The 26,048-nt window shown below is 73.4% G+C and carries 23 protein-coding genes and 3 riboswitches; of the genes, 7 read left to right on the top strand and 16 right to left on the bottom strand.

Annotation, left to right across the window (positions count from 1 at the left end; translation table 11 throughout):
- Positions 1-141 precede the first annotated feature (141 nt).
- From ACIP4P_RS00775 to ACIP4P_RS00740, 8 genes are all read right to left on the bottom strand, one after another.
- Complete coding sequence (locus ACIP4P_RS00775) at positions 142-942, bottom strand: enoyl-CoA hydratase (RefSeq protein ID WP_400913301.1); 801 nt, start codon at positions 940-942, stop codon at positions 142-144.
- Positions 939-1,841 (bottom strand): 3-hydroxyisobutyrate dehydrogenase, encoded by a 903-nt coding sequence (gene mmsB / locus ACIP4P_RS00770; RefSeq protein ID WP_400913299.1) that lies wholly within the window; start codon positions 1,839-1,841, stop codon positions 939-941. The genes ACIP4P_RS00775 and mmsB overlap by 4 nt, the downstream gene beginning before the upstream one ends.
- Positions 1,838-2,911, bottom strand: a complete 1,074-nt coding sequence (locus ACIP4P_RS00765) for an enoyl-CoA hydratase/isomerase family protein (RefSeq protein WP_400913298.1) — start codon at positions 2,909-2,911, stop codon at positions 1,838-1,840. The genes mmsB and ACIP4P_RS00765 overlap by 4 nt, the downstream gene beginning before the upstream one ends.
- Positions 2,911-4,041: an acyl-CoA dehydrogenase family protein gene (locus tag ACIP4P_RS00760; RefSeq protein WP_400913297.1), complete on the bottom strand. Its 1,131-nt coding sequence runs from the start codon at positions 4,039-4,041 to the stop codon at positions 2,911-2,913. Before ACIP4P_RS00760 ends, ACIP4P_RS00765 begins: the two co-directional genes overlap by 1 nt.
- Before the next feature lie 20 nt (positions 4,042-4,061).
- Entirely contained in the window at positions 4,062-5,561 is a 1,500-nt protein-coding gene (locus tag ACIP4P_RS00755; protein WP_400913296.1) for a CoA-acylating methylmalonate-semialdehyde dehydrogenase, read from the bottom strand.
- Between the two features lie 203 nt (positions 5,562-5,764).
- A riboswitch (cobalamin riboswitch) is annotated at positions 5,765-5,951 on the bottom strand.
- Positions 5,952-6,043: 92 nt separating this feature from the next.
- Entirely contained in the window at positions 6,044-6,808 is a 765-nt protein-coding gene (locus ACIP4P_RS00750; RefSeq protein WP_400913293.1) for a YcnI family protein, read from the bottom strand.
- A 91-nt stretch (positions 6,809-6,899) separates the two neighbouring features.
- Positions 6,900-7,634, bottom strand: a complete 735-nt coding sequence (locus ACIP4P_RS00745) for a hypothetical protein (protein ID WP_400913292.1) — start codon at positions 7,632-7,634, stop codon at positions 6,900-6,902.
- A gap of 185 nt (positions 7,635-7,819) precedes the next feature.
- Complete coding sequence (locus ACIP4P_RS00740) at positions 7,820-9,223, bottom strand: short-chain fatty acyl-CoA regulator family protein (protein WP_400913290.1); 1,404 nt, start codon at positions 9,221-9,223, stop codon at positions 7,820-7,822.
- A gap of 338 nt (positions 9,224-9,561) precedes the next feature.
- On the opposite strand from ACIP4P_RS00740, the gene aceA reads away from it, so the two are divergent.
- From aceA to ACIP4P_RS00725, 3 genes are all read left to right on the top strand, one after another.
- Entirely contained in the window at positions 9,562-10,854 is a 1,293-nt protein-coding gene (gene aceA, locus ACIP4P_RS00735) for an isocitrate lyase (protein ID WP_400913288.1), read from the top strand.
- Between the two features lie 181 nt (positions 10,855-11,035).
- Entirely contained in the window at positions 11,036-12,646 is a 1,611-nt protein-coding gene (aceB, locus tag ACIP4P_RS00730) for a malate synthase A (protein ID WP_400913287.1), read from the top strand.
- Positions 12,647-12,764: 118 nt separating this feature from the next.
- A complete protein-coding gene (locus ACIP4P_RS00725) occupies positions 12,765-13,631 on the top strand; it encodes a 3-hydroxybutyryl-CoA dehydrogenase (RefSeq protein ID WP_400913286.1) in 867 nt (288 codons plus the stop codon).
- Positions 13,632-13,694: 63 nt separating this feature from the next.
- Here ACIP4P_RS00725 and ACIP4P_RS00720 read toward each other — a convergent pair whose 3' ends face one another.
- From ACIP4P_RS00720 to ACIP4P_RS00710, 3 genes are read right to left on the bottom strand one after another with little or no spacing between them, the layout of a single operon-like run.
- The gene (locus ACIP4P_RS00720; RefSeq protein WP_400913284.1) at positions 13,695-14,435 is read right to left on the bottom strand and encodes a (2Fe-2S)-binding protein; all 741 of its coding nucleotides are present in this window, start codon (positions 14,433-14,435) and stop codon (positions 13,695-13,697) included.
- Between the two features lie 29 nt (positions 14,436-14,464).
- Positions 14,465-15,337 carry a CbtA family protein gene (locus ACIP4P_RS00715; protein ID WP_400913282.1) on the bottom strand — a complete coding sequence of 291 codons (873 nt, stop codon included), beginning with the start codon at positions 15,335-15,337 and terminating at the stop codon, positions 14,465-14,467.
- 26 nt (positions 15,338-15,363) lie between these two features.
- The gene (locus ACIP4P_RS00710) at positions 15,364-15,582 is read right to left on the bottom strand and encodes a CbtB-domain containing protein (RefSeq protein WP_400913280.1); all 219 of its coding nucleotides are present in this window, start codon (positions 15,580-15,582) and stop codon (positions 15,364-15,366) included.
- Positions 15,583-15,618: 36 nt separating this feature from the next.
- A riboswitch (cobalamin riboswitch) is annotated at positions 15,619-15,743 on the bottom strand.
- Between the two features lie 183 nt (positions 15,744-15,926).
- Here ACIP4P_RS00710 and cobF point away from each other — a divergent pair.
- Positions 15,927-16,688 carry a precorrin-6A synthase (deacetylating) gene (cobF, locus tag ACIP4P_RS00705; protein ID WP_350518408.1) on the top strand — a complete coding sequence of 254 codons (762 nt, stop codon included), beginning with the start codon at positions 15,927-15,929 and terminating at the stop codon, positions 16,686-16,688.
- Here cobF and folP read toward each other — a convergent pair.
- Positions 16,661-17,587, bottom strand: a complete 927-nt coding sequence (gene folP, locus ACIP4P_RS00700) for a dihydropteroate synthase (protein WP_400913277.1) — start codon at positions 17,585-17,587, stop codon at positions 16,661-16,663. The genes cobF and folP overlap by 28 nt on opposite strands.
- A 122-nt stretch (positions 17,588-17,709) precedes the next feature.
- Between folP and metF the strand changes: the two genes are divergently transcribed.
- Positions 17,710-18,627, top strand: coding sequence for a methylenetetrahydrofolate reductase [NAD(P)H] (metF, locus tag ACIP4P_RS00695; protein ID WP_400913275.1), 918 nt, complete (start codon positions 17,710-17,712; stop codon positions 18,625-18,627).
- 65 nt (positions 18,628-18,692) lie between these two features.
- Here metF and metE read toward each other — a convergent pair whose 3' ends face one another.
- On the bottom strand, positions 18,693-21,008 hold the full coding sequence (metE, locus tag ACIP4P_RS00690) for a 5-methyltetrahydropteroyltriglutamate--homocysteine S-methyltransferase (protein ID WP_400913274.1): 2,316 nt from the start codon (positions 21,006-21,008) through the stop codon (positions 18,693-18,695).
- A gap of 160 nt (positions 21,009-21,168) precedes the next feature.
- Positions 21,169-21,414: riboswitch (cobalamin riboswitch) on the bottom strand.
- Between the two features lie 218 nt (positions 21,415-21,632).
- Here metE and ACIP4P_RS00685 point away from each other — a divergent pair.
- Positions 21,633-22,742: a HoxN/HupN/NixA family nickel/cobalt transporter gene (locus ACIP4P_RS00685; RefSeq protein WP_400913272.1), complete on the top strand. Its 1,110-nt coding sequence runs from the start codon at positions 21,633-21,635 to the stop codon at positions 22,740-22,742.
- A gap of 69 nt (positions 22,743-22,811) precedes the next feature.
- Here the strand turns inward: ACIP4P_RS00685 and ACIP4P_RS00680 are convergent, their stop codons facing one another.
- Both ACIP4P_RS00680 and ACIP4P_RS00675 read right to left on the bottom strand, forming a co-directional pair.
- The gene (locus ACIP4P_RS00680) at positions 22,812-23,204 is read right to left on the bottom strand and encodes a cupin domain-containing protein (protein WP_400913271.1); all 393 of its coding nucleotides are present in this window, start codon (positions 23,202-23,204) and stop codon (positions 22,812-22,814) included.
- Complete coding sequence (locus ACIP4P_RS00675) at positions 23,201-24,649, bottom strand: MFS transporter (protein WP_400913270.1); 1,449 nt, start codon at positions 24,647-24,649, stop codon at positions 23,201-23,203. Before ACIP4P_RS00675 ends, ACIP4P_RS00680 begins: the two co-directional genes overlap by 4 nt.
- A 68-nt stretch (positions 24,650-24,717) precedes the next feature.
- Here ACIP4P_RS00675 and ACIP4P_RS00670 point away from each other — a divergent pair, with 68 nt between their 5' ends.
- On the top strand, positions 24,718-25,389 hold the full coding sequence (locus ACIP4P_RS00670; RefSeq protein ID WP_400913269.1) for a TetR/AcrR family transcriptional regulator: 672 nt from the start codon (positions 24,718-24,720) through the stop codon (positions 25,387-25,389).
- Between the two features lie 60 nt (positions 25,390-25,449).
- On the opposite strand, the gene ACIP4P_RS00665 is transcribed toward ACIP4P_RS00670, so the two are convergent.
- Positions 25,450-25,959 carry a carboxymuconolactone decarboxylase family protein gene (locus tag ACIP4P_RS00665; RefSeq protein ID WP_400913267.1) on the bottom strand — a complete coding sequence of 170 codons (510 nt, stop codon included), beginning with the start codon at positions 25,957-25,959 and terminating at the stop codon, positions 25,450-25,452.
- Positions 25,960-26,048: the final 89 nt, after the last annotated feature.

Genomic DNA, 26,048 nt, shown 5'->3' with positions numbered 1-26,048 from the left:
TGCCGGATGCCACCGCACCGGTTCACCGACGGTCTTCCCACCGGAGTCTCCGGACAGGGGAGGTGAGGGATGAACAGTCAAGGAATGTCAGGTACCCGCCAGCACCCCTGGCCACCCCGCGGCGGCCAGGAGCGGCGGGCCTCAGCGGTGCTCGAACTTCGGCGGGCGCTTCTCGGCGAAGGCCGCCATCCCCTCCTTCTGGTCCGCCGTGGCGAACACCGAGTGGAACAGCCGGCGTTCGAAGCGCACGCCCTCGGCGAGGGTGGTCTCGAAGGCCCGGTTCACGCTCTCCTTGAGCATCACCGCCGCCGGGGCGGACATCGCCGCGACGGTCTCGGCAGTAGCCAGCGCCTCGGTGAGCAGCTGGTCGGCCGGGACGATCCGGGCCACCAGCCCGGCCCGCTCGGCCTCCTCGGCGCCCATCATCCGGCCGGTCAGGCACAGGTCCATGGCCTTGGCCTTGCCGATGGCCCGGGTCAGCCGCTGCGAGCCGCCGATGCCCGGGATCACCCCGAGCTTGATCTCCGGCTGCCCGAACTTCGCGGTGTCCGCGGCCAGCAGGACGTCGCACATCATCGCCAACTCGCAGCCGCCGCCCAGCGCGTAGCCCGCGACCGCGGCGACCACCGGCTTGCGCAGCGCGGCGAAGCGGTCCCAGGCGGCGAACCAGTCGCCCAGGTAGGCGTCGACGAACTCCAGCGACTGCATCTCCTTGATGTCGGCCCCGGCCGCGAAGGCCTTCTCCGAGCCGGTGACCAGCAGACAGCCGATCTCCCGGTCCCGGTCGAACGCGGTCGCCGCCTCGACGACCTCGGTCATCAGCCGGGTGTTCAGGGCGTTCAGCGCCTTGGGCCGGTCGAGGGTGATCACCCCGACCCGGCCCTTGCGCTCGACCCGGATCGTCTCGTACGCCGTCTCGTACACCGTCTCGCCAGCGGTCATGCGCGGTTCTCCTTGAGGGTGGTGATGATCGCCGAGAAGTCCAGGCCGGCGCCGTCGGCCGCCGCGAAGTCCGCGTACAACTCGGCTGCCCTGCGGCCGAGTTCGGTGGGCAGGCCGGCCGCCTCGGCGGCCCCGGCGGCCAGGCCGAGGTCCTTGGCCATCAGGGCGGCGGCGAACCCGGCCGCGTAGTCCCGGTTGGCCGGGCTGGCCGGCACCGGGCCGGGGACCGGACAGTTGCTGGTGAGCGCCCAGCACTGGCCGGAGGCGGTCGAGGCGACGTCGAACAGCGCCTGGTGGCTGAGGCCGAGGCTCTCGCCGAGGACGAAGGCCTCGCTGACGGCGATCATCGAGATGCCGAGGATCATGTTGTTGCAGATCTTCGCGGCCTGCCCGGCACCGGCCGCACCGCAGTGCACCACCTTGCGGCCCATCGCCTCCAGGACCGGCCGTACGTCCGCGAAGTCCGGCTCGGTCGCCCCGACCATGAAGGTGAGGGTCCCGGCGGTGGCTCCGACCACCCCGCCGGAGACCGGCGCGTCCACGGCGCGGTGCCCGGCCCGCACGGCCAGCTCGTGCGCCGTCCGGGCGTCCGCGACGTCGATGGTGGAGCAGTCGACGAAGAGGGTGTCCGGGCGGGCGGCGGGCAGCAGCTCGGCGTAGGCGGCGAGCACGTGCCGGCCGGCCGGGAGCATGCTGATCACCACCTGCGCGTCCCGCACCGCTTCGGCCGCGGAGGCCGCCGCGCGGACGCCGGCCCCCTCCGCCTGCCGCAGCGCCTCCGGCACCAGGTCGTAGCCGGTCACCCGGTGTCCGGCCTTGACCAGGTTGGCGGCCATCGGGCCGCCCATGTTGCCGAGTCCGACGAATCCGATGTCGAGGGATCCGATGTCGAGGGTCACCAGCGCTCCAGGGGTGTGGTGGTGGCGAGGCCGAGTTCGCGCTCGCCGAGCGGGGCGAAGTAGCGGGCCACGGTGGCGGGTTCGACCTCGCCCAGGGTGGCCGGGCGCCACTTCGGCGCCCGGTCCTTGTCGATCACCTGGGCGCGGATGCCCTCCGCGAGGTCCGGGGTGGCCAGGGCCGCGCAGGAGATCCGGTACTCCTGGTCGAGCACCGCCTCCAGCGGGCCGAGCGCCCGGGCCCGGCGCAGCGCGGCCAGGGTGGCCTTGACCGCGCTCGGGGAGTTGACGGCGATCCGGTCGGCGGCCTGCTTGGCCTCCGGCTCGCCGCTGTCCCGCAGCCGGTCGAGGATCTCCTCGACGGTGCCGGCCGCGTAGCAGGCGTCGATCCACGGGCGCTGGGCCTCCAGGTCGCCGGGCGGCGCGGGTGCGACGTGGCGTTCCAGGGCGTCGTGCACGGGCAGTTCGGCCAGGTCGTCGAGCAGCGCCGGGAGGTGCTCGGCGGGGACGAAGTGGTCGGCGAGCCCGCAGAGCAGGGCGTCCGCGGCGCCGACCGAGCCCGCGGTGAGGGCCAGGTGGGTGCCCAGCTCGCCGGGCGCGAGGGCGAGCAGATAGGTGCCGCCGACGTCCGGGACGAAGCCGATGCCCGCCTCCGGCATGGCGATACGGGTGGTCCCGGTGACGATCCGGACGCTGCCGTGGGCCGAGACGCCGACCCCGCCGCCCATCACGATGCCGCTCATCACGGCGACGTAGGGCTTGGGGTAGCGGGCGATCCGGGCGTTCAGCCGGTACTCGTCGCGCCAGAACTCCTCGACGGCGCCCGGGTCGCCGCCGGTGGCGGCGCGGTGGATGGCCACGATGTCGCCGCCGGCGCAGAAGGCGCGCTCGCCGGCCCCGGTGACGACGACGGTGTCGACCTTCCCGTCGTCCTCCCAGGCGTCCAGGGCGTCCGAGATCCGCCGCACCATGCCGTGGGTGAGGGCGTTGAGGGCGCCCGGGCGGTTGAGGACGATCAGGCCGGCCCGCCCCTCCCGGTGGACCAGGACCTCGTCGATGTCGTTCCCGGTCATCACGCGGCCCCGATCAGGCCGCGGGCCACGATGACGCGCATGATCTCGTTGGTCCCTTCCAGGATCTGGTGCACCCGCAGGTCGCGGACGATCTTCTCGATGCCGTACTCGGCCAGGTAGCCGTAGCCGCCGTGGAGTTGCAGCGCCTCGTTGGCCACCTCGAAGCCGGTGTCGGTGGCGTACCGCTTGGCCATCGCGCACAGCTGCGGGGCCCGCCGGTCGCCCCGGTCCAGGGCCGCGGCGGCCCGCCAGACCAGGGCCCGGGCGGCCTCCAACTCGGTGGCCATGTCGGCCAGTCGGAACTGCAGCGCCTGGGCGTGCAGCAGTCGGGCGCCGAAGGCCTCGCGCTCGGCGAGGTAGGCGGTGGTCCGGTCCAGGGCGTTCTGGGCGCCGCCGAGCGAGCAGGCGGCGATGCCGAGCCGACCGCCGTTGAGGCCGGCCATGGCGATCCGGAAGCCCTCGCCCTCGCCGCCGAGCAGCCGGTCGGCGGGCAGCCGGACGCCGTCCAGCAGCACCTGGCGGGTGGGCTGGGCGTTCCAGCCCATCTTCTTCTCGTTCGGGCCGAAGGACAGCCCCGGGTCGTCCCGCTCCACCACGAAGGCGGAGACCCCGCCGGGGCCCGGGCCGCCGGTGCGCGCCATCACGATGTACAGCTGCGCGGCGCCCGCGCCCGAGATGAACTGCTTGACGCCGTCCAGCACCCAGTGGTCGCCGTCCCGGACGGCCCGGGTGGCGAGCGCGGCGGCGTCGGAGCCGGCGCCGGGCTCGGTCAGGCAGTAGCTGCCCAGGTGTTCGGCCGTGCAGAGCGCGGGCAGCCAGCGGTGGCGCTGGGCCTCGCTGCCGTAGCGGTCGACCATCCAGCCGACCATGTTGTGGATGGACAGGTAGGCGGCGATGGACGGGCAGCCGGTGGCCAGCGCCTCGAAGGCCACCACGCCGTCCAGCCGGGAGAGTTCGGAGCCGCCGGCGTCCTCGCGGACGTACACCCCGGCGAGACCGAGGTCGGCGGCCTTGCGCAGCACGTCCACCGGGAAGTGCTTGGCCTGGTCCCACTCCACCGCGTGCGGGGCCAGGTGTTCGGCGGCGAAGGCCTGCACGGCCTCCGCGATCGCCACCTGATCCTCCGTCAAGTCGCTTGCGTGCACGGTGTTCACCCCATCGTCGGCATGGTGAAGCTCGCCCCCTCCTTGACCCCGGAGGGCCAGCGGGAGGTGACGGTGCGGGTACGGGTGTAGAAGCGGATCGAGTCCGGGCCGTGCTGGTTGAGGTCGCCGAAGGCGGAGCGCTTCCAGCCGCCGAAGGTGTGGTAGGCGATCGGCACCGGGATGGGCACGTTGACGCCGACCATGCCGGTGTTCACCCGGCGGGCGAAGTCCCGGGCGGTGTCGCCGTCCCGGGTGTAGATGGCCACGCCGTTGCCGAACTCGTGCTCGCTGGGCAGCCGCAGCGCCTCCTCGTAGTCGGCGGCGCGGACCACGGTGAGCACCGGGCCGAAGATCTCCTCGCGGTGGATCCGCATGTCGGGCGTCACCCTGTCGAACAGCGAGGCGCCCAGGAAGTAGCCGTCCTCGTGCCCTTCGAGCCGGAAGTCCCGCCCGTCCACGACCAGTTCGGCGCCCTCCTGGACGCCGATCTCCAGGTAGCCGCGGACCCGCTCGACCGCGTCCGCGCCGACCAGCGGGCCGAAGTCGGCCGCCGGGTCGTCCGAGCGGCCTACCTTCAGCGCGCCGATCCGCTCGACCAGCTTGGCCACCAGGGCGTCCGCGGTCTCCTCCCCCACCGGGACGGCCACCGAGATCGCCATGCAGCGCTCGCCCGCGGAGCCGTACCCGGCGCCGATCAGCGCGTCGGCGGCCTGGTCGAGGTCGGCGTCCGGCATCACGATCATGTGGTTCTTGGCACCGCCGAAGCACTGCGCCCGCTTGCCGTGCGCGGCCGCGGTGGCGTACACGTACTGGGCGATCGGGGTGGAGCCGACGAAGCCGACCGCCTGCACCCGCGGATCCTCCAGCAGGGTGTCCACGGCCTCCTTGCCGCCGTTGACCACGTTGAGCACGCCCGGCGGCAGCCCGGCCTCCAGGAACAGTTCGGCGAGGCGCAGCGGCACCGAGGGGTCCCGCTCGGAGGGCTTGAGCACGAAGGCGTTGCCGCAGGCCAGCGCGGGCGCGGCCTTCCAGAGCGGGATCATCGCCGGGAAGTTGAACGGCGTGATGCCGGCGACCACGCCCAGCGGCTGGCGCATCGAGTAGACGTCGATGCCGGTGCCGGCGTTGTCGGTGAACTCGCCCTTCAGCAGGTGCGGGATCCCGGCGGCGAACTCCACCACCTCCAGGCCGCGCTGGATGTCCCCGTGGGCGTCGGCGACGGTCTTGCCGTGCTCGGCGGAGAGCAGCCGGGCCAGCTCCTCCTTCTCCCGGTCGACCAGTTGCAGGAAGCGCAGCAGCACCCGGGCCCGCTTCTGCGGGTTCCAGGCCGCCCACTCGGGCTGCGCCTGGGCGGCGTCGGCGATCACCGCCTCGACCTCGGCGCGGTCGGCCAGCGGCACCCGGGCCTGGACCCGGCCGGTGTTGGGGTCGAAGACGTCGCCGAAGCGGCCGGACGTGCCGGCGACGCGCTTGCCGCCGATGAAGTGGGTCAGTTCTCGGACCATCGGTTCCTTCTCTCATCACGGGTGGGGAGAGGAGGAATGGAGCACCCACCGCCGTCGCCGCGGGGCCGGGCGTACGGTCGTACGCCGGTGCGGCGGGCGGTGGTTGACGGACCGTCAGGGGCGGTGGGCCCCGACGGTCGGAAGCACGGCAGCGGAGCGGGAACAGCGGCCCGGAGTCATGCGTGTCGTCTCCATCCTCGTGGAAAACACGGAACACCCGCGGCCGGTATCCTGACTCCCGGATCCACGCCCGCCCCCAGGCCTTCCCGGCTGGCTGCCAGTGGCCGTCGCTGTGAGGACGAACTCCCCGGTCACAGTGGCGGGACCGTGCCGGATTCACACCGGCTTCCCTGACACCGCGGACCTGTCTCCGAGAATATAGTTGGACGTCCTAGTAAGTCCAGGGTCCCCGCCGCCCGAGTGGCGGCAGCAGAAGGCCGGTGCCGGAGGACCTGCCTCCCGCACCGGCCTTCGACAGGCCCTTAGGCCGAGGTACCCGCGTCACCGCCGCGGCCGCGGCGGCCGAGCAGCAGACCCGCCGCAGTGCCGAGCACGCCGACCACGATGCCCGCGATGCCCAGGCCGCGGGCGGTCGAGTCACTGCTGCTCGCCGCGGCGGCCGTGGTGGTGCCGCTGGTAGCCGCCGGGGCCGGCTTGGCGCCCGCGGCGGCACTGGGTGCCGCACTCGGGGAGTCCCCGTCGTCGGCGGTCGCCGCCGTCAGGGTGAGCACCGGAGCCGGGTTCTTCGGCTCCGGCTGGCCGGCCTGGGGCTCCTCGATCCAGCGCACCACATTGCCGTCGCTGTACGTCTGGAGGGCCTTGAAGACCACCTTGTCGGTGCCCTCGGGCAGGGCGCCGAACTCGACGGTGAAGTCCTGGTAGTGCCCGGGGGCGATCTGGCCGCCGGTCCAGACGATCTGCGAGACCACGTCCGTGACGTCACCGTCGTCGGTGTGGATCGGGGTGGCCAGCTTGGTCGTGGTGATCTTGTCGGTCCAGCCCGGCACCGGCGCCACCAGGGCGGACGGGACCGGGTGGTCGGTCGGGAAGTCGATCTCCACCTTGACCGTGCTGTTGTTGTCGTCCTCGTTCGGCACCCGGAACGCGAAGGTCTGGTCGGTGGTGTTCTTCGGGACGCTGGACGGGTCCACGATGACGTGCGCGGAGGCGGTGGTGGCGGCGGCCAGTACGGTCGCGGCCGCCACGGCGGAGGCGGCGGCGAGGCGGAGCACGGCGGAAGTCCTCATGGGTCGGGTGTTCTCCAGGGGAGGGCACGCGCGCGGCGTGCGGCGGTCGGTCAGGGGTCGGGGACGGGCGGCCGTGCCCCGGGGAACCCGGTCAGCCGGCCGCACACCACGGCGGACCGCGCCTGACCACCACGTACCGGAGCACCCCCGACCGGGCCCGACCCGAGCGGTCCGGACCGGTGGCCCGGCAGAGCGCGCCCGCGCCGGAGCGGCCGTCCAGCCCGTCCCGCAGCGCCGCGAACAGGCCCGGCACACCGAGGAACCGGGCCGCCCCGGCCCGCCCGGCCGCGGCGGCGGTCCGGGCCGTGTGCCGGACCAGCGCCCACACCGCGGCCTCGCCCCGGCGCAGCCACCACCCGGCGACGAGCGTCGCGACGGCGTGCGCCAGCAGCATCGGCGTGCTGAGCCCGGCCAGCGGGGCGTGGCACCAGAAGCCGAGGTGGGCCGCCGCGACCGCGGCGTGCGGCGCGGCGGCGCCGGAGTGGGCGCCCATCCCCGGCATGTCGGCCATCCCGGCCCGCACCGGGGCCCGGCGCGGGGCCTCGGCCACGTGGAACAGCACGTGCAGGCCCGCCTGGCCGCCGGCCAGTCCGCCGGTGATCGCCCGCGCCGACCGCTCCCGGCGCGCACCGGACACCGCGACCGCCCCGACCAGCGCCCAGCCGAACAGCAGGGCCCCCGGTGGAACCGGGTCCCCGGAGGCGAGCACGTGCCCGGCGGCGGCCAGCACGACGCAGACCGTCGCGAAGGGCAGCGCCCGCAGCACGCGAAGGTCCAGGGCGGCGGCGCGCACCGGCGGCGCGGACTCGGTATCCGGATCGGTCATGGCGGCGCCATCATGACACCCCCGTCTTACGGCCCTCCCGGGCTCCCCGGTTTCTTGGCCTTTTCGACACCTGGCACCCGGGGCCGACCTGAGGGACCTACGGTTCCCGGCCGAAGGGCCTACGGTTCCCGACCGGAGGGCCTACGGTTCCCGACCGGAGGGCCTACGGTTCCCGACCGGAGGGCCTACGGTTCCCGGTCGGCCCGCACGGAGTACGGGATGAACGTGCTGGTGTGCTCGTCCACCGCCAACGGCCGGCCGATGGCCGGGGCCGAGCGCTGGGCGCAGGCCGGGCGTTCGCAGACCTTGCAGCCCAGGCCGATCGGGGTGGCCGCGGCCTCGTCGCCGAGGTCCAGGCCGGTGGAGTAGACCAGCCGACCGGCGTGCCGGAGCTCGCAGCCCAGGCCGATGGCGAAGGTCTTGCCGGGCCGCCCCCAGCCGCCGGGTGCGCGGGTGACGGCGCGGGCCGTCCAGAGGTAGCGGCGGCCGTCCGGCATGGCGGCGACCTGGACGTGCACCCGGCCGGGGGCGGCGAAGGCGTCATAGACGTTCCACAGCGGGCAGGTGCCGCCGGTGCGGGAGAAGTGGAAGGGCGTGGCGGACTGCCGCTTGGAGACGTTCCCGGCCCGGTCGACCCGGACGAAGGAGAACGGCACCCCGCGCAGTCCGGCGCGCTGCAGGGTGCTGAGCCGGTGGCAGACCGTCTCGTAGCCGACGCCGAAGTGGTCGGCGAGGTGCTCGATGTCGTAGCGGGCGGACTCGGCCTCGGCGTGGAAGGCGGCGTAGGGCAGCACCAGGGCGGCGGCGAAGTAGTTGGCCAGCCCGATCCGGGTCAGCGAGTGCGCCGCGGAGCCCTCCGGGCTGTCCTGGGCGGCGAGTTCGGAGAGCAGGGCGTCGTGCTCCAGGTAGCCGAGCTGGGTGGCCAGCCGGAAGGCCTGCTGGCCCGGGCGCAGCCGGTCGGACAGCCGAAGGATCCGCGCCCGCGGGTCGTACTGGTGCAACTGTTCGCCGCCGGAGGCGAGTTGGACTCCGTGCGCCGAGGCCAGCCGCTCGGCCAGCACGGCCCGGACCTCACCCCGCCGGAGCCCGATCTCGCCGGCCAGCTCCTCGGCGGCAGTGTCGAGTTCATGGACGTAGTTCTGGCGGCGGTAGAAGAACTCGCGGACCTCCTCGTGCGGTGTCCGGGCATCGGCGGCGGGCCCCCGGTCCCCCGCGAGGACGGCGAGCTGCTCGGCCTGGGCCCGGCGCCCGCGGCCCAGGTCGGTCAACAGCCGGGCCACGGCGGGCAGTCGGGCGGCGACCTCGTCGAGGTCGCCGGGGGTGATCCGGCCGGCCGCGAGCTCCTCGCCGAGGGCGTCGCGCAGTTCGGCGGTGAGCCGGGCGCTGTCCGGCGGGGCGAAGTAGCCGGCCTCGACGCCGAACGCCTCGGTCAGCCGTAGCAGCACGGCGACGGTCAACGGCCGGGCGTCGTGCTCCAGTTGGTTGAGGTAGCTGGGCGAGAGGTCGACCAGCCGGGCCATCGCGGCCTGACTCAGTCCCCGTTCCTGCCGGAGCCGCCGGAGCCTGGCGCCCGCGAAGGCCTTCCCCATCGTCCCGTCCCTCCCCGCGCCGACCTGCTGGGACGCAGTGTAGCCAGGACGACCCCGGGCGAGCCTTCGCAACCTTCGCCGATTCGCCGGGTCGGCTTCGCAGAAATTGGCACCGCTCCATCGATGACGGCGGGTGGCACTCAGTGCCAGAGTCATCACTGCGGCCGGGAGGCGCACAGCACAGCACCGAAAGCGCAGGTCAACGCCTCGGACCGCTGTCCGGGCGACCACGTCCCGCGGTGCCTCACCGCTGCCCGGTTCCACCCGGCCGCCCTCTCACCACCCCGGTGAGAGGTGCCTCACATCCTTCGCACAGCATCCCCGGGAGTTGGATCACCATGACCCAGTCCGTTCGGCAGCAGCAGGAGCAGCAGGCGGCGGCGCTGGCCGCCCGGTGGGCGTCCGACCCCCGCTGGGCCGGCATCGAGCGCACCTACACCGCGGCCGACGTCGTCCGCCTGTCCGGCACGGTCCGCGAGGAGCACACCCTGGCCCGGCGCGGCGCCGAGCGGCTGTGGCGCCAGCTGCACGAGCAGGACTACATCCACGCCCTCGGCGCGCTCACCGGCGGCCAGGCCGTCCAGATGGTCAAGGCCGGGCTGCAGGCGATCTACCTGTCCGGCTGGCAGGTCGCCGCCGACGCCAACCAGGCCGGCCAGACCTACCCCGACCAGAGCCTCTACCCGGCCAACTCGGTCCCCCAGGTGGTGCGTCGGATCAACAACGCGCTGCTGCGCGCCGACGAGATCGACGCCGCCGAGGGCAACGACGGCCCGGACTGGCTGGTGCCGATCGTCGCCGACGCCGAGGCCGGATTCGGCGGCCCGCTGAACGCCTTCGAGCTCACGAAGGGCATGATCGCGGCCGGCGCCGCGGGCATCCACTACGAGGACCAGCTCGCCTCCGAGAAGAAGTGCGGCCACCTCGGCGGCAAGGTGCTGGTGCCCACCGCCCAGCACATCCGCACCCTCAACGCGGCCCGCCTGGCGGCCGACATCGCCGACGTGCCGACCCTGATCGTCGCCCGCACCGACGCGCTCGCCGCCAACCTGCTGACCACCGACGTGGACGAGCGCGACGCCCGCTTCTGCACCGGCGAGCGCACCGCCGAGGGCTTCTACCGGATCGAGCCCGGCATGGCGCCGGTGATCTCCCGCGGTCTCGCCTTCGCCCCGTACTCCGACCTGATCTGGGTGGAGACCGGCACCCCGGACCTGGCGCAGGCCCGCGAGTTCGCCGAGGCGATCAAGGCCGAGCACCCGGACAAGATGCTCGCCTACAACTGCTCGCCGTCCTTCAACTGGAAGGCCGCGCTGGACGACGACCAGATCGCCAAGTTCCAGCGCGAGCTGGGCGCGATGGGCTACCGCTTCCAGTTCATCACGCTGGCCGGCTTCCACGCGCTGAACCACTCGATGTTCCAACTCGCCCGCGGCTACGCCGAGCACGGCATGACCGCCTACGTCGACCTCCAGGAGGCCGAGTTCGCGGCCGCGCCGGACGGCTACACCGCCGTCAAGCACCAGCGTGAGGTCGGCACCGGCTACTTCGACCAGGTCTCCACCGCACTCAACCCGAACGCCGAGACCCTCGCCCTGACCGGCTCCACCGAGGCCGAGCAGTTCCACTGAGCCAGGCCGTCCGGCGGGTCGAGCGGGCCCACCGGAACGCGCCACCCCGGGCGGGCCGACACCCACGGAGCAGCTGACTCCGGCTCCGGCCCGCCCACCCGCCCGGCGGTCGCGTTGAGGGACGTGGCCGCCGGGCCCTTCACCAACCCCCATGCTTCCCGCCTGCTTCCTGGAGATCCGGATGAGCCAGCCCAGTCGCGTCGAGGTCCTCGGAGAACACGAGGACCGCTTCGAGGAGATCCTGACCCCCGAGGCCCTCGCCTTCCTCGCCCGGCTGCACGACGGGTTCGCCGCCCGACGCACCGAGCTGCTCGCCGAACGGGACCGCCGCCGCGCCGAGTTGGCGGCCGGCGGCACCCTGGACTTCCGCCCCGACACCCGCGCCGTCCGGGCGGACGCCGACTGGCGGGTGGCCGGCGCCGGACCGGGCCTGCACGACCGCCGGGTGGAGATCACCGGCCCGCCCGAGCGCCGGATGGCCGTCAACGCGCTCAACTCCGGGGCCAAGGTGTGGCTCGCCGACTTCGAGGACGCCACCTCCCCCACCTGGCACAACCTGATCGGCGGCCAGCTCAACCTGGTCGACGCGATCGAGCGCCGGATCGACGACACCACCCCCGAGGGCAAGCGCTACCGGGTCGGCGACACCCCCGCCACCATCGTGGTCCGTCCCCGCGGCTGGCACCTGGACGAGGCCCACCTGCTGGTCGACGGCCGCCCCGCGGTCGGCGCGCTGGTCGACTTCGGCCTCTACCTCTTCCACTGCGGCCGCCGCCAGATCGAGCTCGGCAGCGGCCCGTACTTCTACCTGCCCAAGCTGGAGAACCACCTCGAAGCCCGGCTGTGGAACGAGGTGTTCACCTTCGCCCAGGCCGAGTTGGGCATCCCGTACGGCACGGTCCGGGCGACCGTCCTGATCGAGACCATCACCGCGGCCTTCGAGATGGACGAGATCCTCTACGAACTCCGGGACCACGCGGCCGGGTTGAACGCGGGCCGGTGGGACTACCTGTTCAGCCTGATCAAGAACTTCGCCCAGCACGGCCCGCGCTACGTGCTGCCGGACCGCGCCACCCTCACCATGACCCAGCCCTTCATGCGCGCCTACACCGAGCTGCTGGTGCGCACCTGCCACCGGCGCGGAGCCCACGCCATCGGCGGGATGGCCGCGGCCATCCCGCAGCGCGACGCCGAGGCCAACGCGGTCGCCCTGACCAAGGTCCGGGCCGACAAGGAGCGCGAGGCCGGGGACGGCTTCGACGGCTCCTGGGTCGCCCACCCCGGCCTGGTGGAGACCTGCCGCACCGCCTTCGACGCGGTCCTCGGCGACCGCCCGAACCAGCTCGACCGCACCCGCGAGGACGTCGAGGTCACCGCCGACGACCTGCTGGGCGTGCACCGGCTGTCCGTCGGCCTGCCCACCGACCAGGGGCTGCGCGCCAACGTCGCCGTCGCCCTGCGCTACCTCACCGCCTGGCTCGGCGGCTCCGGCGCCGTCGCCGTGTTCGGCCTGATGGAGGACGTCGCCACCGCCGAGATCGCCCGCTGCCAGATCTGGCAGTGGCAGCACCACTGCACCCGGCTGACCGGCGGCTCGCTCGCCACCGCCGACCTGGTGCGCCGGCTGATCGACCGGGAGCGGGCCGCCCTGCTCGCCGAGGGCGTCGAGCCCGACCTGCTCGACAACGCCGTGCGGATCCTCCAGGAGACCGCGCTCGGCGAGGAGCTGCCCGCCTTCCTCACCACCGAGGCGTACGCCCGCCACCTGGTCCGCATCCGCACCGCGGCCTGACCGCCCCTGCGGCGACCGCGACCCGAACCGCCCGCGCGGTTGACCGACCGCGCCGCAACCGACCACCCCGGCGGGTGGCCGCCCGCACAGCGACCACCCGCCCAGTACGGAGGCAGCCATGAACGAGATCCGACGGGTAGCCGTCGTCGGCGCCGGACAGATGGGCTCCGGCATCGCCGAGGTCTTCGCCCGGGCCGGCCTGGACACCATCGTGTGCGAGAAGGACCAGACCGCGCTCCGGGCCGCCCGCGGCCGGATCGACCGCTCCCTGCACCGCGCCGTCGACCGCGGCCGGATCGACCCGACCGATCGCGAGTCCACCTGGGCGCACCTGCTGTTCGCCGACGACCTGGAGGCGCTCGCGGACCGCCAGCTGGTGGTCGAGGCCGTCGTCGAGGACGAGGCGGTGAAGAACGACGTGCTCACCACCCTGGACAAGGTGCTCGCCGACGACGACGCGGTGCTGGCCACCAACACCTCGGCGATCCCGATCACCCGTCTGGGCATCGCGACCGGCCGGGCCTCCCACGTGCTCGGGCTGCACTTCTTCAACCCGGCCCCGGTGATGCCCCTGGTGGAGCTGGTGTCCTCGCTGCACACCGACCCGGCGGTGCTGGAGCGGGTGGAGGGCTTCGCCCGCGACACCCTCGGCAAGCACGTCGTCCGCTCCCGGGACCGGGCCGGCTTCGTGGTCAACGCCCTGCTGGTGCCCTACCTGCTGTCCGCGATCCGGATGGCCGAGGCCGGGCACGCCACCCCGGCGGACATCGACGCCGGCATGGTGCACGGCTGCGCCCACCCGATGGGCCCGCTGCAGCTCGCCGACCTGATCGGCCTGGACACCGTCGAGGCGATCGCCCGGTCCCTGTACGCGGAGTACAAGGAGCCGCTGTACGCCCCGCCGCCGCTGCTCTCCCGGATGGTCGAAGCCGGCCAGCTGGGCCGCAAGTCCGGCCGCGGCTTCCACCCCCACGCAACACACTGAGCCCGCCGGTGCCCCGGCCTCCGTCGCGGAGGGCCGGGGCACCGGTGCGTTCCGAGGTCCTGATCAGGCCTTGTCCCGGACGCCCGGTGGCGCGCTGAGGACGCAGTCCCCGCACAGCCCGCCCGCCCGGTCCGGTGCGGCCCGGTAGATCAGGCAGCAGCTGCGGCGACGGAAGCCGGTGCCGTCCGCGGCCACCGTGCCGGCCCCGCGCAGCGGTGGCAGGTCCAGCAGTCGGGCAGCCAACTCCCGTGCTCGTACCCCGAGTTGCGGGGAGGCACGGACCACGGCCGCGGCCGCACCGTTGACCGCCGACGCGACGTTGCCCCATCGGATCCGCGGCGGGACCCCGAACTCCGCGAAGGCCTCGGTCAGTTCCCGGACCGGCCCGTCCAGCACCTCCGCCGCGAACCGCTCGGCGAGCACGGCCGGTTCGGCGACCGGGACGGGCGCCCGGGCGGGCAGCGACAGCGGGAACAGCCCGCCGGGAGTCGGCTGCCACCGGGCCTCCCGCAGGCCGTAGCCGAACAGTGCCCCGTCCAGGACGGCGACGCCGAACGCGGGCGAGAGCACCCGGGCGACCAGACCCAGCTGGGTCACCGAGGCGGCCACCCGCAGTTCCACCGCCTCGAACGGCTGCCCGCCGGCGGCCGCCAGGTGGCCCCGGGAACCGGCCACCCGCTCCGCCAACGCCCCTGGCCGGTCGAGGAGTTCGGCCATCGACCGCCACGGCTCCACCGGCCCGTCGGCGCCGTGGGCCTCGAACGCGAAGAACGGCCCGAGGGCCGCGACGCGCTGTGGCGTCACGGCCCTCGGGGACGTCGGGGACGTCGGCGTCATACCGCGCCGACCGGCTCGGGCCCGGCCTCGGCCGGGGCGGCCGCGGCCTCGGCGCGGCTCTTGAGCAGGCGCTCGGCCATCGGCCCGAAGAGCAGGCCGAGCGTGCCCCACAGCAGCAGCTGCGCGGCCACCGAGTAGAAGCGGAACTCGAACAGGGTGTCCGCCGGGAAGCCCGGGTAGACGATGGCGCCCTTGTCGTCGGTCAGCGGCAGCGGGGTCTCCGTCGCGTGGTGACCGAACTGCTGGACGTTGTCGGCGAGTTCACCGAGCGAGGGGAGCACCGCCATGACGATGCCGATCGCCACCGCGAAGGCGCCGGCCGCCAGCAGGGTGGCGTTCCAGTTCCCGAACCGGGCCTGGAGGCGCTTGCCGAGCCAGACCGCCAGGACCAGGAACACGATCGAGCAGACGACCATGCCCAGGTACAGGTTGCCGCGGTCCCGGATGGTCTCCGGGTGCCCGATGGCCGGCGGGTTGGCGGGGTACTTGATGAAGGGCACGAAGTACAGGCCGAGGAAGCCGCCGAGCGCCACCAGCATCGCCAGGGTGCGCGGGCGGAGCCGGCCGGTGCGGCCCAGGCAGACGGTGTACGCGATCGCGAACAGCGCGCCCATCGCCGTGCCGAACAGGATCATGCCGACGCCGATGCCGACGTTGGCCTGGACGGTGCGGCTGAAGATGTCCGGTCCGCCCATGTCCATCGGCAGCCCGGCGGCCTTGTCCAGCAGTCCCTGCGCGTCGTCGCGTCCGCTCTCGTACTCGATCGCCGCGTTGATCTGCGGCTCGGCGAAGATCCGGGCGAAGACGAAGGCGAGCAGGCCGGCCACTGCGCCGGCGAGGACGCCGCGCAGGATGAGTCTCTTCTCCATGTGGGGTTGTTCGCTGCTTCCGGTCGTCAGTGGCAGGGGAAGCCGAGGAAGTGCCGCGAGTCGTGGACGAACTCGTGGATGTGCATGTCCTTGCCGAACACGGAGTAGGCGCCCTGGTCGACGCCGATGAAGTAGTAGACGGCCAGCGCGATGAGGGCGGTGACGACCAGCCAGGCGACGGCCTTGGACGCCGGCACCACGACCGGGACGGGCAGGGCGGAGGGCCCGGGCATACTGGTGCTCACAGTTGAGCCTCCTTCGGGGATCGTGCGTCCCGTTCTCGTTGGGGCAGAGGTGATGGCGCCGTATCTGACTCGCGGGCCCGCCCGGGGGCGGTTCCGCTCACAGTGGCGCGACCGTGCCGGAGTCCCACCGGCTTCCTTACGCCATCACTACGTCCGGTAGGTTAGGCCCGCCCCGGGGGGCCGTCAATCGCCTCCAACCGCTCGAAAGCCCAGCGTGCGGAAGGTCACGTCCTCGTGAACGGGCCGTGTCCGGCACGGCCGACGGCGTTCGCACGGGCACCGGTCGCCGCGGCTCGGGGCGGTCCGCCGACGATCCGTCCGGCGGTGTCCGGCAGAATCACGGTATGCGGCAGATCATCGTCATCGGTATCGGTGCGGGCGACCCGGACCACCTCACCCTCCAAGCGGTCAAGGCCTTCGCCGGCACCGACGTCTTCCTCCTCCTCGACAAGAACCAGCAGCGCCAGGACCTGATGCACCTGCGCCGGCGGATGATCGAGGAGCACGGCCGTCCCGGCCACCGGGTGGTCGAGGTCCCGGACGCCGAGCGCGACCGCACCACCCCCGCGTACACCGAGGCGGTCCACGACTGGCGCCGCCGCCGGGCCGAACTGGTCGCCCGGCTGGTCGCCGAGCACCTGGGCCCGGACGAGACCGGTGCCCTGCTGGTCTGGGGCGACCCGAGCCTGTACGACAGCGTGACCGCCGTCCTGGACGAGGTGCTGGCGGCCGAGCCGGACGCCTTCGAGTACCGGGTGGTGCCCGGGATCAGCAGCGTCTCGGTGCTCGCCGCCCAGCACCGCACCACCCTCACCCGGGTCGGCCGGCCGGTGCGGATCACCACCGCCCGCCGGCTGGCCGCCGAGGGCTTCGGCCCCGGCAGCGAGGACGCGGTGGTGATGCTGGACGGGCAGGCGGCCTTCACCGGCCTCGACCCCGAGGGCGTGCACGTGCACTACGGCGCCTACCTGGGCGGCCCGGACGAGATCCTGGTCTCCGGCCCGCTCGCCGAGGCCGCCCCGGAGATCGCCCGGCTGCGCCAGGAGGCCCGCGAGCGCAAGGGCTGGATCATGGACACCTACCTGCTGCGCCGCACCGAGGACTGACCGACCGGCGGATCCGGCCGGAAGCGGCCCTGACCGACCGGCGACCGGGACGCCCGCAGGGCCGCCTCCAGCCGTACCGCGTCCGCGGTCGCCCGCACCTCGTGGACCCGCACCGCCCACGCCCCCTGGGCGGCGGCCAGCACGGCCGCCGCCGCGGTGGCGGCGTCCCGCTCCCCGGCCGGGCGCGGCTCGCCGGTGGCCGGGTCGGCGAGCAGCTCGCCGAGGAAGCGCTTGCGGGAGGGGGCGACCAGCAGCGGCCGGTCGAGCACGGCCCAGGCGTCCAGTGCGGCGAGCAGCGCCAGGTCGTCCCCGCGCCCCTTGGCGAAGCCGAGGCCGGGGTCGACGATCACCTGGGCCGGGTCGACCCCGGCCGACACCACGGCGTCCAGCTGCCGCCCCACCTCGGCCACCACCTCCGTCACCACGTCCCGGTAGTCGGCCAGTCCGTCCATCCCGGCGGACTGGCCCCGCCAGTGCATGACCACGAAGGGCACCCCGGCCCGGGCGACCGCCTTCGCCATCCGGTCGTCGGCCCGGCCGCCGCTGACGTCGTTGACGATCCGGGCCCCGGCGTCCACCGCGGCCTCCGCGACCTCGGCCCGCATGGTGTCGATGCTGACCGTCACCCCCTGCCGGGCCAGTCCGCGCACCACCGGGAGCACCCGGGCGAGTTCCTCCTCGACCGGCACCCGCCGCGCCCCGGGCCGGGTCGACTCGCCGCCCACGTCCACCAGGTCGGCCCCCTGCGCGACCAGCTCCAGCCCGTGGGCCACGGCCCGGCCCGGGTCCAGCCAGCGGCCCCCGTCCGAGAACGAGTCCGGGGTGACGTTGAGAATTCCCAGCACCGCGCACCGGCCCCAGTCGGGCAGTCCGGGAAGTGTGTACGAATGTCTTTCCATGCTCCTATTGTGCCGCCTACCGAAGGCTTTCCCGAACGCCTCCGATTTCACTTGCGGACGATCTCGTATCACACTGTGGACTTCCTGGAACATCATTCCGGCCGACCCGCTACTGTCCTGCCATGACACTCGGGACACCCTCCACGCGCACCGACCGGGCGGCGACCGTCCGCGATCTCCTTGCCACCGGAAAGCGGTCCTATTCGTTCGAATTCATGCCGCCCCGGAGCGCCGAGGCGGAGGCCGGACTGTGGAATGCGATCCGCCGGCTGGAGGCACTCTCCCCGACCTTCGTCTCGGTGACCTACGGCGCCGGCGGGTCCACCAGGGAGCGGACGGTGAACGTCACCGGCCGGATCGCCCAGGAGACCACGCTCACCCCGACCGCCCACCTGACCGCCGTGGACCACAGCGTCGCCGAGCTCCGGAACATCCTCGGCCACTACGCCGACCAGGGCGTACGCAACATCCTGGCGCTGCGCGGCGACCCGCCGGGCGACCCGCTGGGCAGCTGGACCCGCCACCCGGACGGGGTGGAGTACGCCGCCGACCTGGTGCGGCTGATCAAGGAGTCCGGGGACTTCTGCGTCGGGGTGGCCGCCTTCCCGGAACGGCACCCGCGGTCGCCCGACTGGGACTCCGAGATCCGCCACTTCGTCGCGAAGTGGCGTGCCGGGGCGGACTACGCGATCACCCAGATGTTCTTCGAGGTGGACAGCTACCTCCGGTTCCGTGACCGGCTGGCGGACGCCGGGTGCGACATTCCGGTGATTCCGGAAATCATGCCCGTGACCACCGTCCGGTCACTCGAACGCATTCCCACCCTGAGCACCGCGGACATTCCGGCGGAATTCTCCGCGCGCATGCTCGCCCACCGGGACGACCCGGCCGCGGTCCGCTCGATCGGAATCGAGCACGCCACCGAAATGTGCCGCCGGCTGATGGCCGAGGGCGTACCGGGACTGCATTTCATGACCATGAACTTCTCCACGGTCACCACCGAGATCTACCAGCACCTCGGGCTGCCGCGGTCGGGCTGAGCGGACCCGGAGGGCGGGAAGGGGCGGGCGCGGCACCTGGTGCCGCCCCCGCCCCTTCCCGGTGCTCAGCCCGCCAGCTCGGCCCGCAGGTGCCGGGCGGCGCCGACCAGGCTGTCCAGCGAGGCGCGGGTCTCGGTCCAGCCGCGGGTCTTCAGCCCGCAGTCCGGGTTGACCCAGAGCCGCTCGGCCGGGATCGCCGCGAGGCCCGCACGCAGCAGGGTGACGGCCTCCTCGGTGCTCGGGATGCGCGGGGAGTGGATGTCCCACACGCCCGGGCCGACCTCGCGCGGGTAGCCGGCCCCGGCCAGCTCTCCGGCGACCTCCATGTGCGAACGGGTCGCCTCCAGGGAGATGACGTCCGCGTCGAGCTCGTCGATCGCGGTCATGATCGCGCCGAACTCGGCGTAGCACATATGGGTGTGGATCTGGGTGTCCGCCCGGACGCCGGAGGTGGCGAGCCGGAAGGACTCGGTGGCCCAGTCCAGGTAGGCCGGGCGGGCGTCGGCCCGCAGCGGCAGGGTCTCGCGCAGGGCCGGCTCGTCGACCTGGACGACCGCGGCGCCGGCCGCCTCCAGGTCGGCGACCTCGTCGCGCAGGGCGAGGGCGACCTGCCGGGCGGTCTCGCCGAGCGGCTGGTCGTCGCGGACGAAGGACCAGGCGAGCATGGTGACCGGGCCGGTGAGCATGCCCTTGACCGGGCGCTCGGTGAGGTCCTGGGCGTAGCGGAACCAGTCGACCGTCATCGGGTGCGGGCGGGAGATGTCCCCGGCCAGCACCGGCGGGCGCACGTAGCGGGTGCCGTAGGACTGGACCCAGCCGTGCCGGGTGGCCAGGTAGCCGGTGAGCTGCTCGGCGAAGTACTGGACCATGTCGTTGCGCTCGGGCTCGCCGTGCACCAGGACGTCCAGGCCGGCCTTCTCCTGGAAGGCGATCACCTCGCGGACCTCGGCCTCCATCCGCTCCCGGTAGGCCGCACCGTCGATCCGGCCGGCCGTCAGGTCGGCGCGGGCCACCCGCAGCTCGGTGGTCTGCGGGAAGGAGCCGATGGTGGTGGTCGGCAGCAGCGGCAGGGCGAGCCGGGCGCGCTGGGCCTCGGCCCGCTGCGGGTAGGCCTGGGCGCGGCGGGCGTCGGCCTCGGTGACGGCGGCGGTGCGGGCGCGCACGGCCGGGTCGTGGGTGATCGGCGAGTTGGCGCGGGAGGCCAGGTCGGCGCGGTTGGCGGCGAGTTCGGCGGTGATCGCGCCGGTGCCCTCGCGCAGGCCGCGGGCCAGCAGTGCGACCTCGGCGGCCTTCTGCTTGGCGAAGGCGAGCCAGCGGGCGATCTGCGGGTCGATGTCGCGCTCGGCGGCGGCGTCGATCGGCACGTGCAGCAGGGAGCAGGACGGGGCGACGTCGACCCGCTCGGCGAGGCCGAGCAGGGTGGCCAGGGTGGCCAGCGACTTCTCCAGGTCGTTGATCCAGATGTTGCGCCCGTCGACGACGCCCGCGACCAGGCGCTTGCCGGGCAGGCCCCCGGCCGCGGCGAGGTCGTCCAGGTTGCCCGCGGCCGGGCCGGTGAAGTCCAGGGCCAGGCCCTCGACGGGGGCCTTGGCGAGCACCGGCAGGGCGTCGCCGAGGCGGTCGAAGTAGCTCGCCACCAGCAGCTTGGGCCGGTCGGTGAGGGCGCCGAGCTCACGGTAGGCGCGGGCGGCGGCGTTGAGTTCGGCCGGGGTGCGGTCCTGCACCAGGGCGGGCTCGTCCAGCTGCACCCACTCGGCACCGGCGGCCTTGAGCTCGGCCAGCAGCTGGGCGTAGACCGGCAGCAGCCGGTCCAGCAGGGTGATCGGCTGGAAGTCCTCGGCCACCCCGGGGGCGGGCTTGGCGAGCAGCAGGTAGGTGATCGGGCCGACCAGCACCGGCCGGGCGGTGTGGCCGAGCGCGAGCGCCTCGCGCAGTTCGCCGACCGGCTTGGCCGGGTTCGCCGCGAAGGCGGTGTCCGGGCCCAACTCCGGGACCAGGTAGTGGTAGTTGGTGTCGAACCACTTGGTCATCTCCAGCGGCGCGACGTCCTGGTTGCCGCGCGCCATCGCGAAGTAGCCGTCCAGCGGGTCGGCGTCGACCGCCTCCCGGTGCCGGGCCGGGACGGCGCCGACGGCCACCGAGGCGTCCAGCACGTGGTCGTAGAACGAGAAGTCACCGGTCGGCACCTCGCCGACGCCTGCCTCGGCGAGCGCGGCCCAGTTCTCCCGGCGCAGTTCGGCGGCGGTGGCCTGGAGCGCCTCGGCGGTGACCGCGCCCTTCCAGTACCCCTCGATCGCCTTCTTCAGTTCCCGGTTACGGCCCTGTCGGGGGTAGCCGTAAGCGGTCGCCACGGTCGCCGCGGCTGCGGACTTCGCTGTCAAGGGACTCTCCTTCGCGAGCCTGATTCCTCATGGTGCCCGGAGACGGCACGAAGGCGCGAAGGGGTGACGAACCGGACGGACCGCCCGTACCCGGGTACGGCTCCGCCTGGTATGTACGCCGACCCGCCCTCGAGGTCACCGGAAGGCCGCGCGCGAACACGGTCGCGCACGGACAGCGGGCAGGTCTTCGGACTCGCGGGCACGACCGTCCTCCGTGGAGACGGAGGTCGGACACCTACTGGCCGTCGCTTCCCAGACCCGTCCCGGGTCCAGTGCGTATGACGGCGGTCGTTCCCGCTCACCGCTGCGGGGCAGTCCCGGAATGGCCGATCGGACGGCTTCACCGGGTTCCCTCTTACGACGCCCCGCCTGGCGGACGGGGCGAACCAGCTGTACCGGCCACCCTAGAGGCAATCCCGCTGGGCCGGGCCAGAGAATCACTCAATCGTCCGCATGGTGAGACGACGTCACCCCGGCGGCGCTTCGTCCCCGAAGTCCCGGTTTTGCGTTATTGCAACCTTTTCGCAGCTGCGAACGCTTGTCGATGGAACGAGCGAGCCCCTACGGTGTTCCCCGCGTTCCCCGGGGGGCGCCCCCATCGAGGAGCTGGAAAGGCCTGCACGCATGACCCTCACCGAAGAACCGCCGTCATCCGCCCTGCCGCTGCCGCCCCGCTGGCAGCGCGGGGACACCGTCCGCACCGCCGCCCTGCTCGGCGTGATCATCGCGATGCACGTCGTCGCCTTCGGCATGCTGTTCGTGCTGATCGCCCCGAACCACTACACCATCGGCACCCAGACCTTCGGCGTCGGACTCGGCATCACCGCCTACACCCTCGGCATGCGGCACGCCTTCGACGCCGACCACATCGCCGCGATCGACAACACCACCCGCAAGTTGATGGCCGACGGCCAGCGGCCGGTGTCGGTCGGCTTCTGGTTCGCGCTCGGCCACTCCACCATCGTGATGGCGATGGCCGCCCTGGTGGCCGGCGGCGCCCAGATCGTCGGCACCCTGGTGGACGACCAGTCCACCACCCACCAGTGGCTGGGCGTCATCGGCACCAGCGTCTCCGGCACCTTCCTCTACCTGATCGCCGCGCTCAACCTGTTCGCGCTCGCCGGGATCTACCGGGTCTACAAGGCCATGCGGGCCGGGCAGTTCGACGAGAAGCAGCTGGAGAAGCACCTCGACGAGCGCGGCTTCATGAACCGCATCCTCGGCCGGCTCACCAAGTCGATCCGCCGCCCCGGCCAGATGTACCCGGTCGGCGTGCTGTTCGGCCTCGGCTTCGACACCGCCACCGAGGTCGCCCTGATGGCCATGGCCGGCTCCGGCGCCGCCTCCGGCCTGCCCTGGTACGCGATCATCTGCCTGCCGCTGCTGTTCGCCTGCGGCATGAGCCTGTTCGACACCCTCGACGGCACCTTCATGAACTTCGCCTACCACTGGGCGTTCTCCAACCCGGTCCGCAAGGTCTACTACAACCTCACCATCACCGGGCTCTCCATCGCGGTCGCCTTCGTCATCGGCACCATCGAGCTGGTCAGCGTGCTGCACGAGAAGCTCGACCTCACCGACCCGGTCACCGGCTGGATATCCGACATCAGCCTGGACAACGTCGGCTACCTGCTGGTCGGCATGTTCGTGGTGGTCTGGGCCTGCGCCCTCGCCTACTGGCGCTTCAGCAACGTCGAGCAGCGCTGGGCCGCCCGGGTCGACGCCGACGGCTGACCCACGACGCGCACACGATGCGTACGGGCCCGGCGGACGTGCTGTCCGCCGGGCCCGTCCCCGTATCGGTCAGCGCCGTTCCAGCTTCGTCCCACCGCGCAGGGTGATCGACATCAGGTCGCTGGGGGCGTCCAGCTCCAGCCGGTGCCAGCGGCCGCGCGGGACGACGACGGCACTGCCGGCCGGCAGCCGTACCGTCTCCTCCTCTGCGCCGTCCTCGACCGGGCGGAAGTACACCCGGACGCCGCCGGACAGGCAGCAGACCGCCTCGTCCGCCGCCGGGTGCATCTCCCAGTGGTCGCCGTGGACGTCGGCGTCGGTCTCCACGTGGAAGGTGGCGACCTGCCAGGTGTCGGCGTCCCCGCCGCTCATCCGGCGTTCGGCGGCCCGGACGTCGCCGTCGGGGCGGATCTGCAGCGCCGAGGCGAACAGGTCGACGGCGGTGATGGGGGTGGTGGTCACGAGTGGGTTCCTTCCAGGAGGGGTTGCGCGGAAGCGGTGGGACGGAGGACCGGCGGTTCCGGCCGGCGACGGGGCAGCACGGTGATCGCGACCACCGCCGCCAGGGCGAACAGCACCCCACCGGCGGCCAGGCCGAGGGCGTACCCGTCGTCGAGGGCGGCCGGGTCGGTGGCCGACCCGGTGCAGTGGGCGGCGAGGGTGGCGAGCACCGCCAGGCCGACGCAGCCGCCGAGTTGACGCGAGCTGTTGAGCAGGCCGGAGGCCGCACCGGCCTCGCGGGGGGCGACACCGGTGGTCGCGGCGGCCGCTACCGGGGCCAGCACCAGTCCGGTGCCGAGGCTGGTGACCAGGGACGGGCCGAGGACGTCGGTGAGGAAGGTGCCGTCCGGGCCGATCAGGGCGAACCAGCCCAGGCCGACGGCCGCCAGGACGGCGCCGGGCACCAGGGCCGTCCGCGGCGAGCGCCGCGCGATGACCCAGGTCGCCAGCACCGTCCCGGCGATCAGTCCGGCGGTGAAGGGCAGGAAGGCGGCGCCGGTGGCGGCGGCGCCCAGGCCGAGCACCTGCTGGAGGTGGAGCGAGACGAAGTAGAAGGCCGCGAACTGGCCGGCGGCGGCCAGGAACACCAGCAGGTTGGCCCCGGCGACCCAGCGGCTGCGCAGCAGGCCGAGCCGCAACAGCGGTGCGGGGGAACGGAGTTCGGCGAGCACGAAGCCCGCCAGCAGGGCGACCGCGGCGGCCAGCGTGGCCACCGTGGCCGGGGCACCCCAGCCCTGGGCGTCGGTGCGGACGACCCCGAACACCAGCAGCCCGACCCCGCCGGTCGCCAGGGCTGCGCCGAGCACGTCCAACCGCCCGCGCGGGCCCGGCCGTTCCGGCTCGCCCGACCCGGCCGGGAGCAGCGCGAGGGCCGCGGCCACGATCGGCAGGTTGACCAGCATGACCCAGCGCCAACTCGCGTACTCCGTCAGCACTCCCCCGGCCAGTACGCCCAGCGCTCCCCCGGCGGCGTTGGCCGCACTCCACACGCCGAGCGCGCGGACCCGCCCGGGGCCCTCGGGGAAGGTGATGGTGAGCAGCGCGAGCGCGGCCGGGGCCGCCGCCGCGGCGCCCAGGCCCTGGCCCGCCCGGGCGGCGACCAACTGCCAGGGCTGCTGGGCCAGTCCGCCCACCAGCGAGCAGAGTCCGAACACGGCCAGGCCCAGCATCAGCAGCCGGCGCCGCCCGTACAGGTCGCAGGCGCGGCCGCCGAGCAGCAGGAGTCCGCCGAAGGTGAGCGCGTAGCCGTGCACGACCCAGGACAGGTCGAGCAGGGAGAAGCCCAGTGCGTCGCGGACCGCGGGCAGGGCGACGTTGACCACCGACATGTCCAGGGCGAAGACGAACTGGGCAACGGTGACCGCCGCGAGCACCCGGCCGGGGCGCCCTCGTGAGTTTTTGTACATGTAAGGAAACTACTCCCGAAGGCTCCCCGCTGTCGAGGCGCGGGAGACCGACGGGGGATGATGGGGGCATGCAGCAGCCCTCCCCCACCCCCCGCAAGGCCACCGGCCGACCGCCCCGCATCTCCCGGGAGGAGGTCGTCGGGACGGCCCGGCGGATCGTGGCCGAGGAGGGCGTCGGGAAACTGACCATGCGCCGCCTGGCCGGCGAGATCGGCAGCACGCCGATGGCGCTCTACCACCACGTGCGCAACAAGGAGGAGCTGCTCGTCCTGCTGCTGGACGACTACGCCGCCCGCGCGCTGCGGCCGGTGGAGCTGCCGGCCGACCCGCGCGAACGGGTCCTCGCGGCGGCCACCGCGATCCACGACGCGCTCGCCGCCTGCCCCTGGATCGTCGAAGTGCTGGCCGCCGACGACCTGTTCTCCACCCACGCCCTGTGGTACGTCGAGCGGATCGTCGACGGACTGGTCGACTGCGGCCTGAGCCCGGAGCGCGCCGCGCAGGGCTACCGGGCGATCTGGTACTACACCACCGGCGAGATCGTGGTCCGCGCCACCGCGGCCGAGCGCCGCGCCGGGGACGACCGCCCGACCTACCGGGAGCAGGTGTTCGCCGCCCTCGACCCGGCGGAGTACCCCCGGCTGGCACAGGTCGCGGGCCGCTGGGAGCCGGTGACCGCCCAGGACGCCTACGGAGACGGGCTGAACGCCCTGGTCACCGGCCTCCTCGCCGCAGGCTGAAACGCGGAACCGGCCCGCCGAACGAGGTGCTCGGCGGGCCGGTTCGAGGAGCGACGGGGCTCAGGCCCAGGGGTCGGAGAACGCCTTCCCGGGGACGGGCTTGGCGATCAGCGCGATCGCCGTGAAGAAGCCGATCTGGCCGATCGCCAGCATCAGGGTGGCCAGCGCCTTCTCGTCGTAGTGCTCGGCGGCCGCCGCGTACAGCTCGTCCGACACCCGCTCGCCGTACGGGTTGGGCTGGAGCACGGCCTCGACCAGGGCGAGGGCCGCCCGCTCGGCCGCGGTCAGGTACGGCGAGTCCTGCCAGGTGGCCACCGAGGTGATCCGCTCCTCCGACTCACCGGCCTTGCGCAGGAATCCGGTGTGCAGGACGGTCAGGTAGGTGCTGCCGACGATCTGTCCGGCCCGCAGCTGGACCAGGCTGACGGTACCGCGCGGGATCGAACGGTTGCCGACGGCCCGGAACAACGCGGCCGAGACGTCGGCGAGTTCGGGGACGAGCTGCGCCGGGTCGGTGGCCATCCGGGGGCGCGACGGGATCTCGGCGGTGATCGAACGGGTGGTGGTCATCGTGCTGTCCTCTCGGGTGATCGGTGCTTTCCCTGACCCGACGGACCCCGGCGCCCGAGTGTGACGTCACGACGGAGAATATTTTTTCG

Source organism: Kitasatospora sp. NPDC089509 (assembly GCF_044749365.1).
Lineage (GTDB): Bacteria > Actinomycetota > Actinomycetes > Streptomycetales > Streptomycetaceae > Kitasatospora.
The sequence above is the reverse complement of the archived record's forward strand: the minus strand, read 5'-3'. Positions and strand labels throughout refer to the sequence as shown.

Excerpts from the sequence above, each read along its gene's own strand:
- ACIP4P_RS00665 (WP_400913267.1), bottom strand. The coding sequence starts at position 25,959 with ATGACCACCACCCGTTCGATCACCGCCGAGATCCCGTCGCGCCCCCGG.
- ACIP4P_RS00775 (WP_400913301.1), bottom strand. The coding sequence starts at position 942 with ATGACCGCTGGCGAGACGGTGTACGAGACGGCGTACGAGACGATCCGG.
- ACIP4P_RS00750 (WP_400913293.1), bottom strand. The coding sequence starts at position 6,808 with ATGAGGACTTCCGCCGTGCTCCGCCTCGCCGCCGCCTCCGCCGTGGCG.
- ACIP4P_RS00685 (WP_400913272.1), top strand. The coding sequence starts at position 21,633 with ATGACCCTCACCGAAGAACCGCCGTCATCCGCCCTGCCGCTGCCGCCC.
- ACIP4P_RS00765 (WP_400913298.1), bottom strand. The coding sequence starts at position 2,911 with ATGACCGGGAACGACATCGACGAGGTCCTGGTCCACCGGGAGGGGCGG.
- ACIP4P_RS00670 (WP_400913269.1), top strand. The coding sequence starts at position 24,718 with ATGCAGCAGCCCTCCCCCACCCCCCGCAAGGCCACCGGCCGACCGCCC.
- folP (WP_400913277.1), bottom strand. The coding sequence starts at position 17,587 with ATGGAAAGACATTCGTACACACTTCCCGGACTGCCCGACTGGGGCCGG.
- metF (WP_400913275.1), top strand. The coding sequence starts at position 17,710 with ATGACACTCGGGACACCCTCCACGCGCACCGACCGGGCGGCGACCGTC.
- aceB (WP_400913287.1), top strand. The coding sequence starts at position 11,036 with ATGAGCCAGCCCAGTCGCGTCGAGGTCCTCGGAGAACACGAGGACCGC.
- ACIP4P_RS00715 (WP_400913282.1), bottom strand. The coding sequence starts at position 15,337 with ATGGAGAAGAGACTCATCCTGCGCGGCGTCCTCGCCGGCGCAGTGGCC.
- cobF (WP_350518408.1), top strand. The coding sequence starts at position 15,927 with ATGCGGCAGATCATCGTCATCGGTATCGGTGCGGGCGACCCGGACCAC.
- ACIP4P_RS00755 (WP_400913296.1), bottom strand. The coding sequence starts at position 5,561 with ATGGTCCGAGAACTGACCCACTTCATCGGCGGCAAGCGCGTCGCCGGC.
- ACIP4P_RS00725 (WP_400913286.1), top strand. The coding sequence starts at position 12,765 with ATGAACGAGATCCGACGGGTAGCCGTCGTCGGCGCCGGACAGATGGGC.
- ACIP4P_RS00675 (WP_400913270.1), bottom strand. The coding sequence starts at position 24,649 with ATGTACAAAAACTCACGAGGGCGCCCCGGCCGGGTGCTCGCGGCGGTC.
- ACIP4P_RS00740 (WP_400913290.1), bottom strand. The coding sequence starts at position 9,223 with ATGGGGAAGGCCTTCGCGGGCGCCAGGCTCCGGCGGCTCCGGCAGGAA.
- ACIP4P_RS00745 (WP_400913292.1), bottom strand. The coding sequence starts at position 7,634 with ATGACCGATCCGGATACCGAGTCCGCGCCGCCGGTGCGCGCCGCCGCC.
- aceA (WP_400913288.1), top strand. The coding sequence starts at position 9,562 with ATGACCCAGTCCGTTCGGCAGCAGCAGGAGCAGCAGGCGGCGGCGCTG.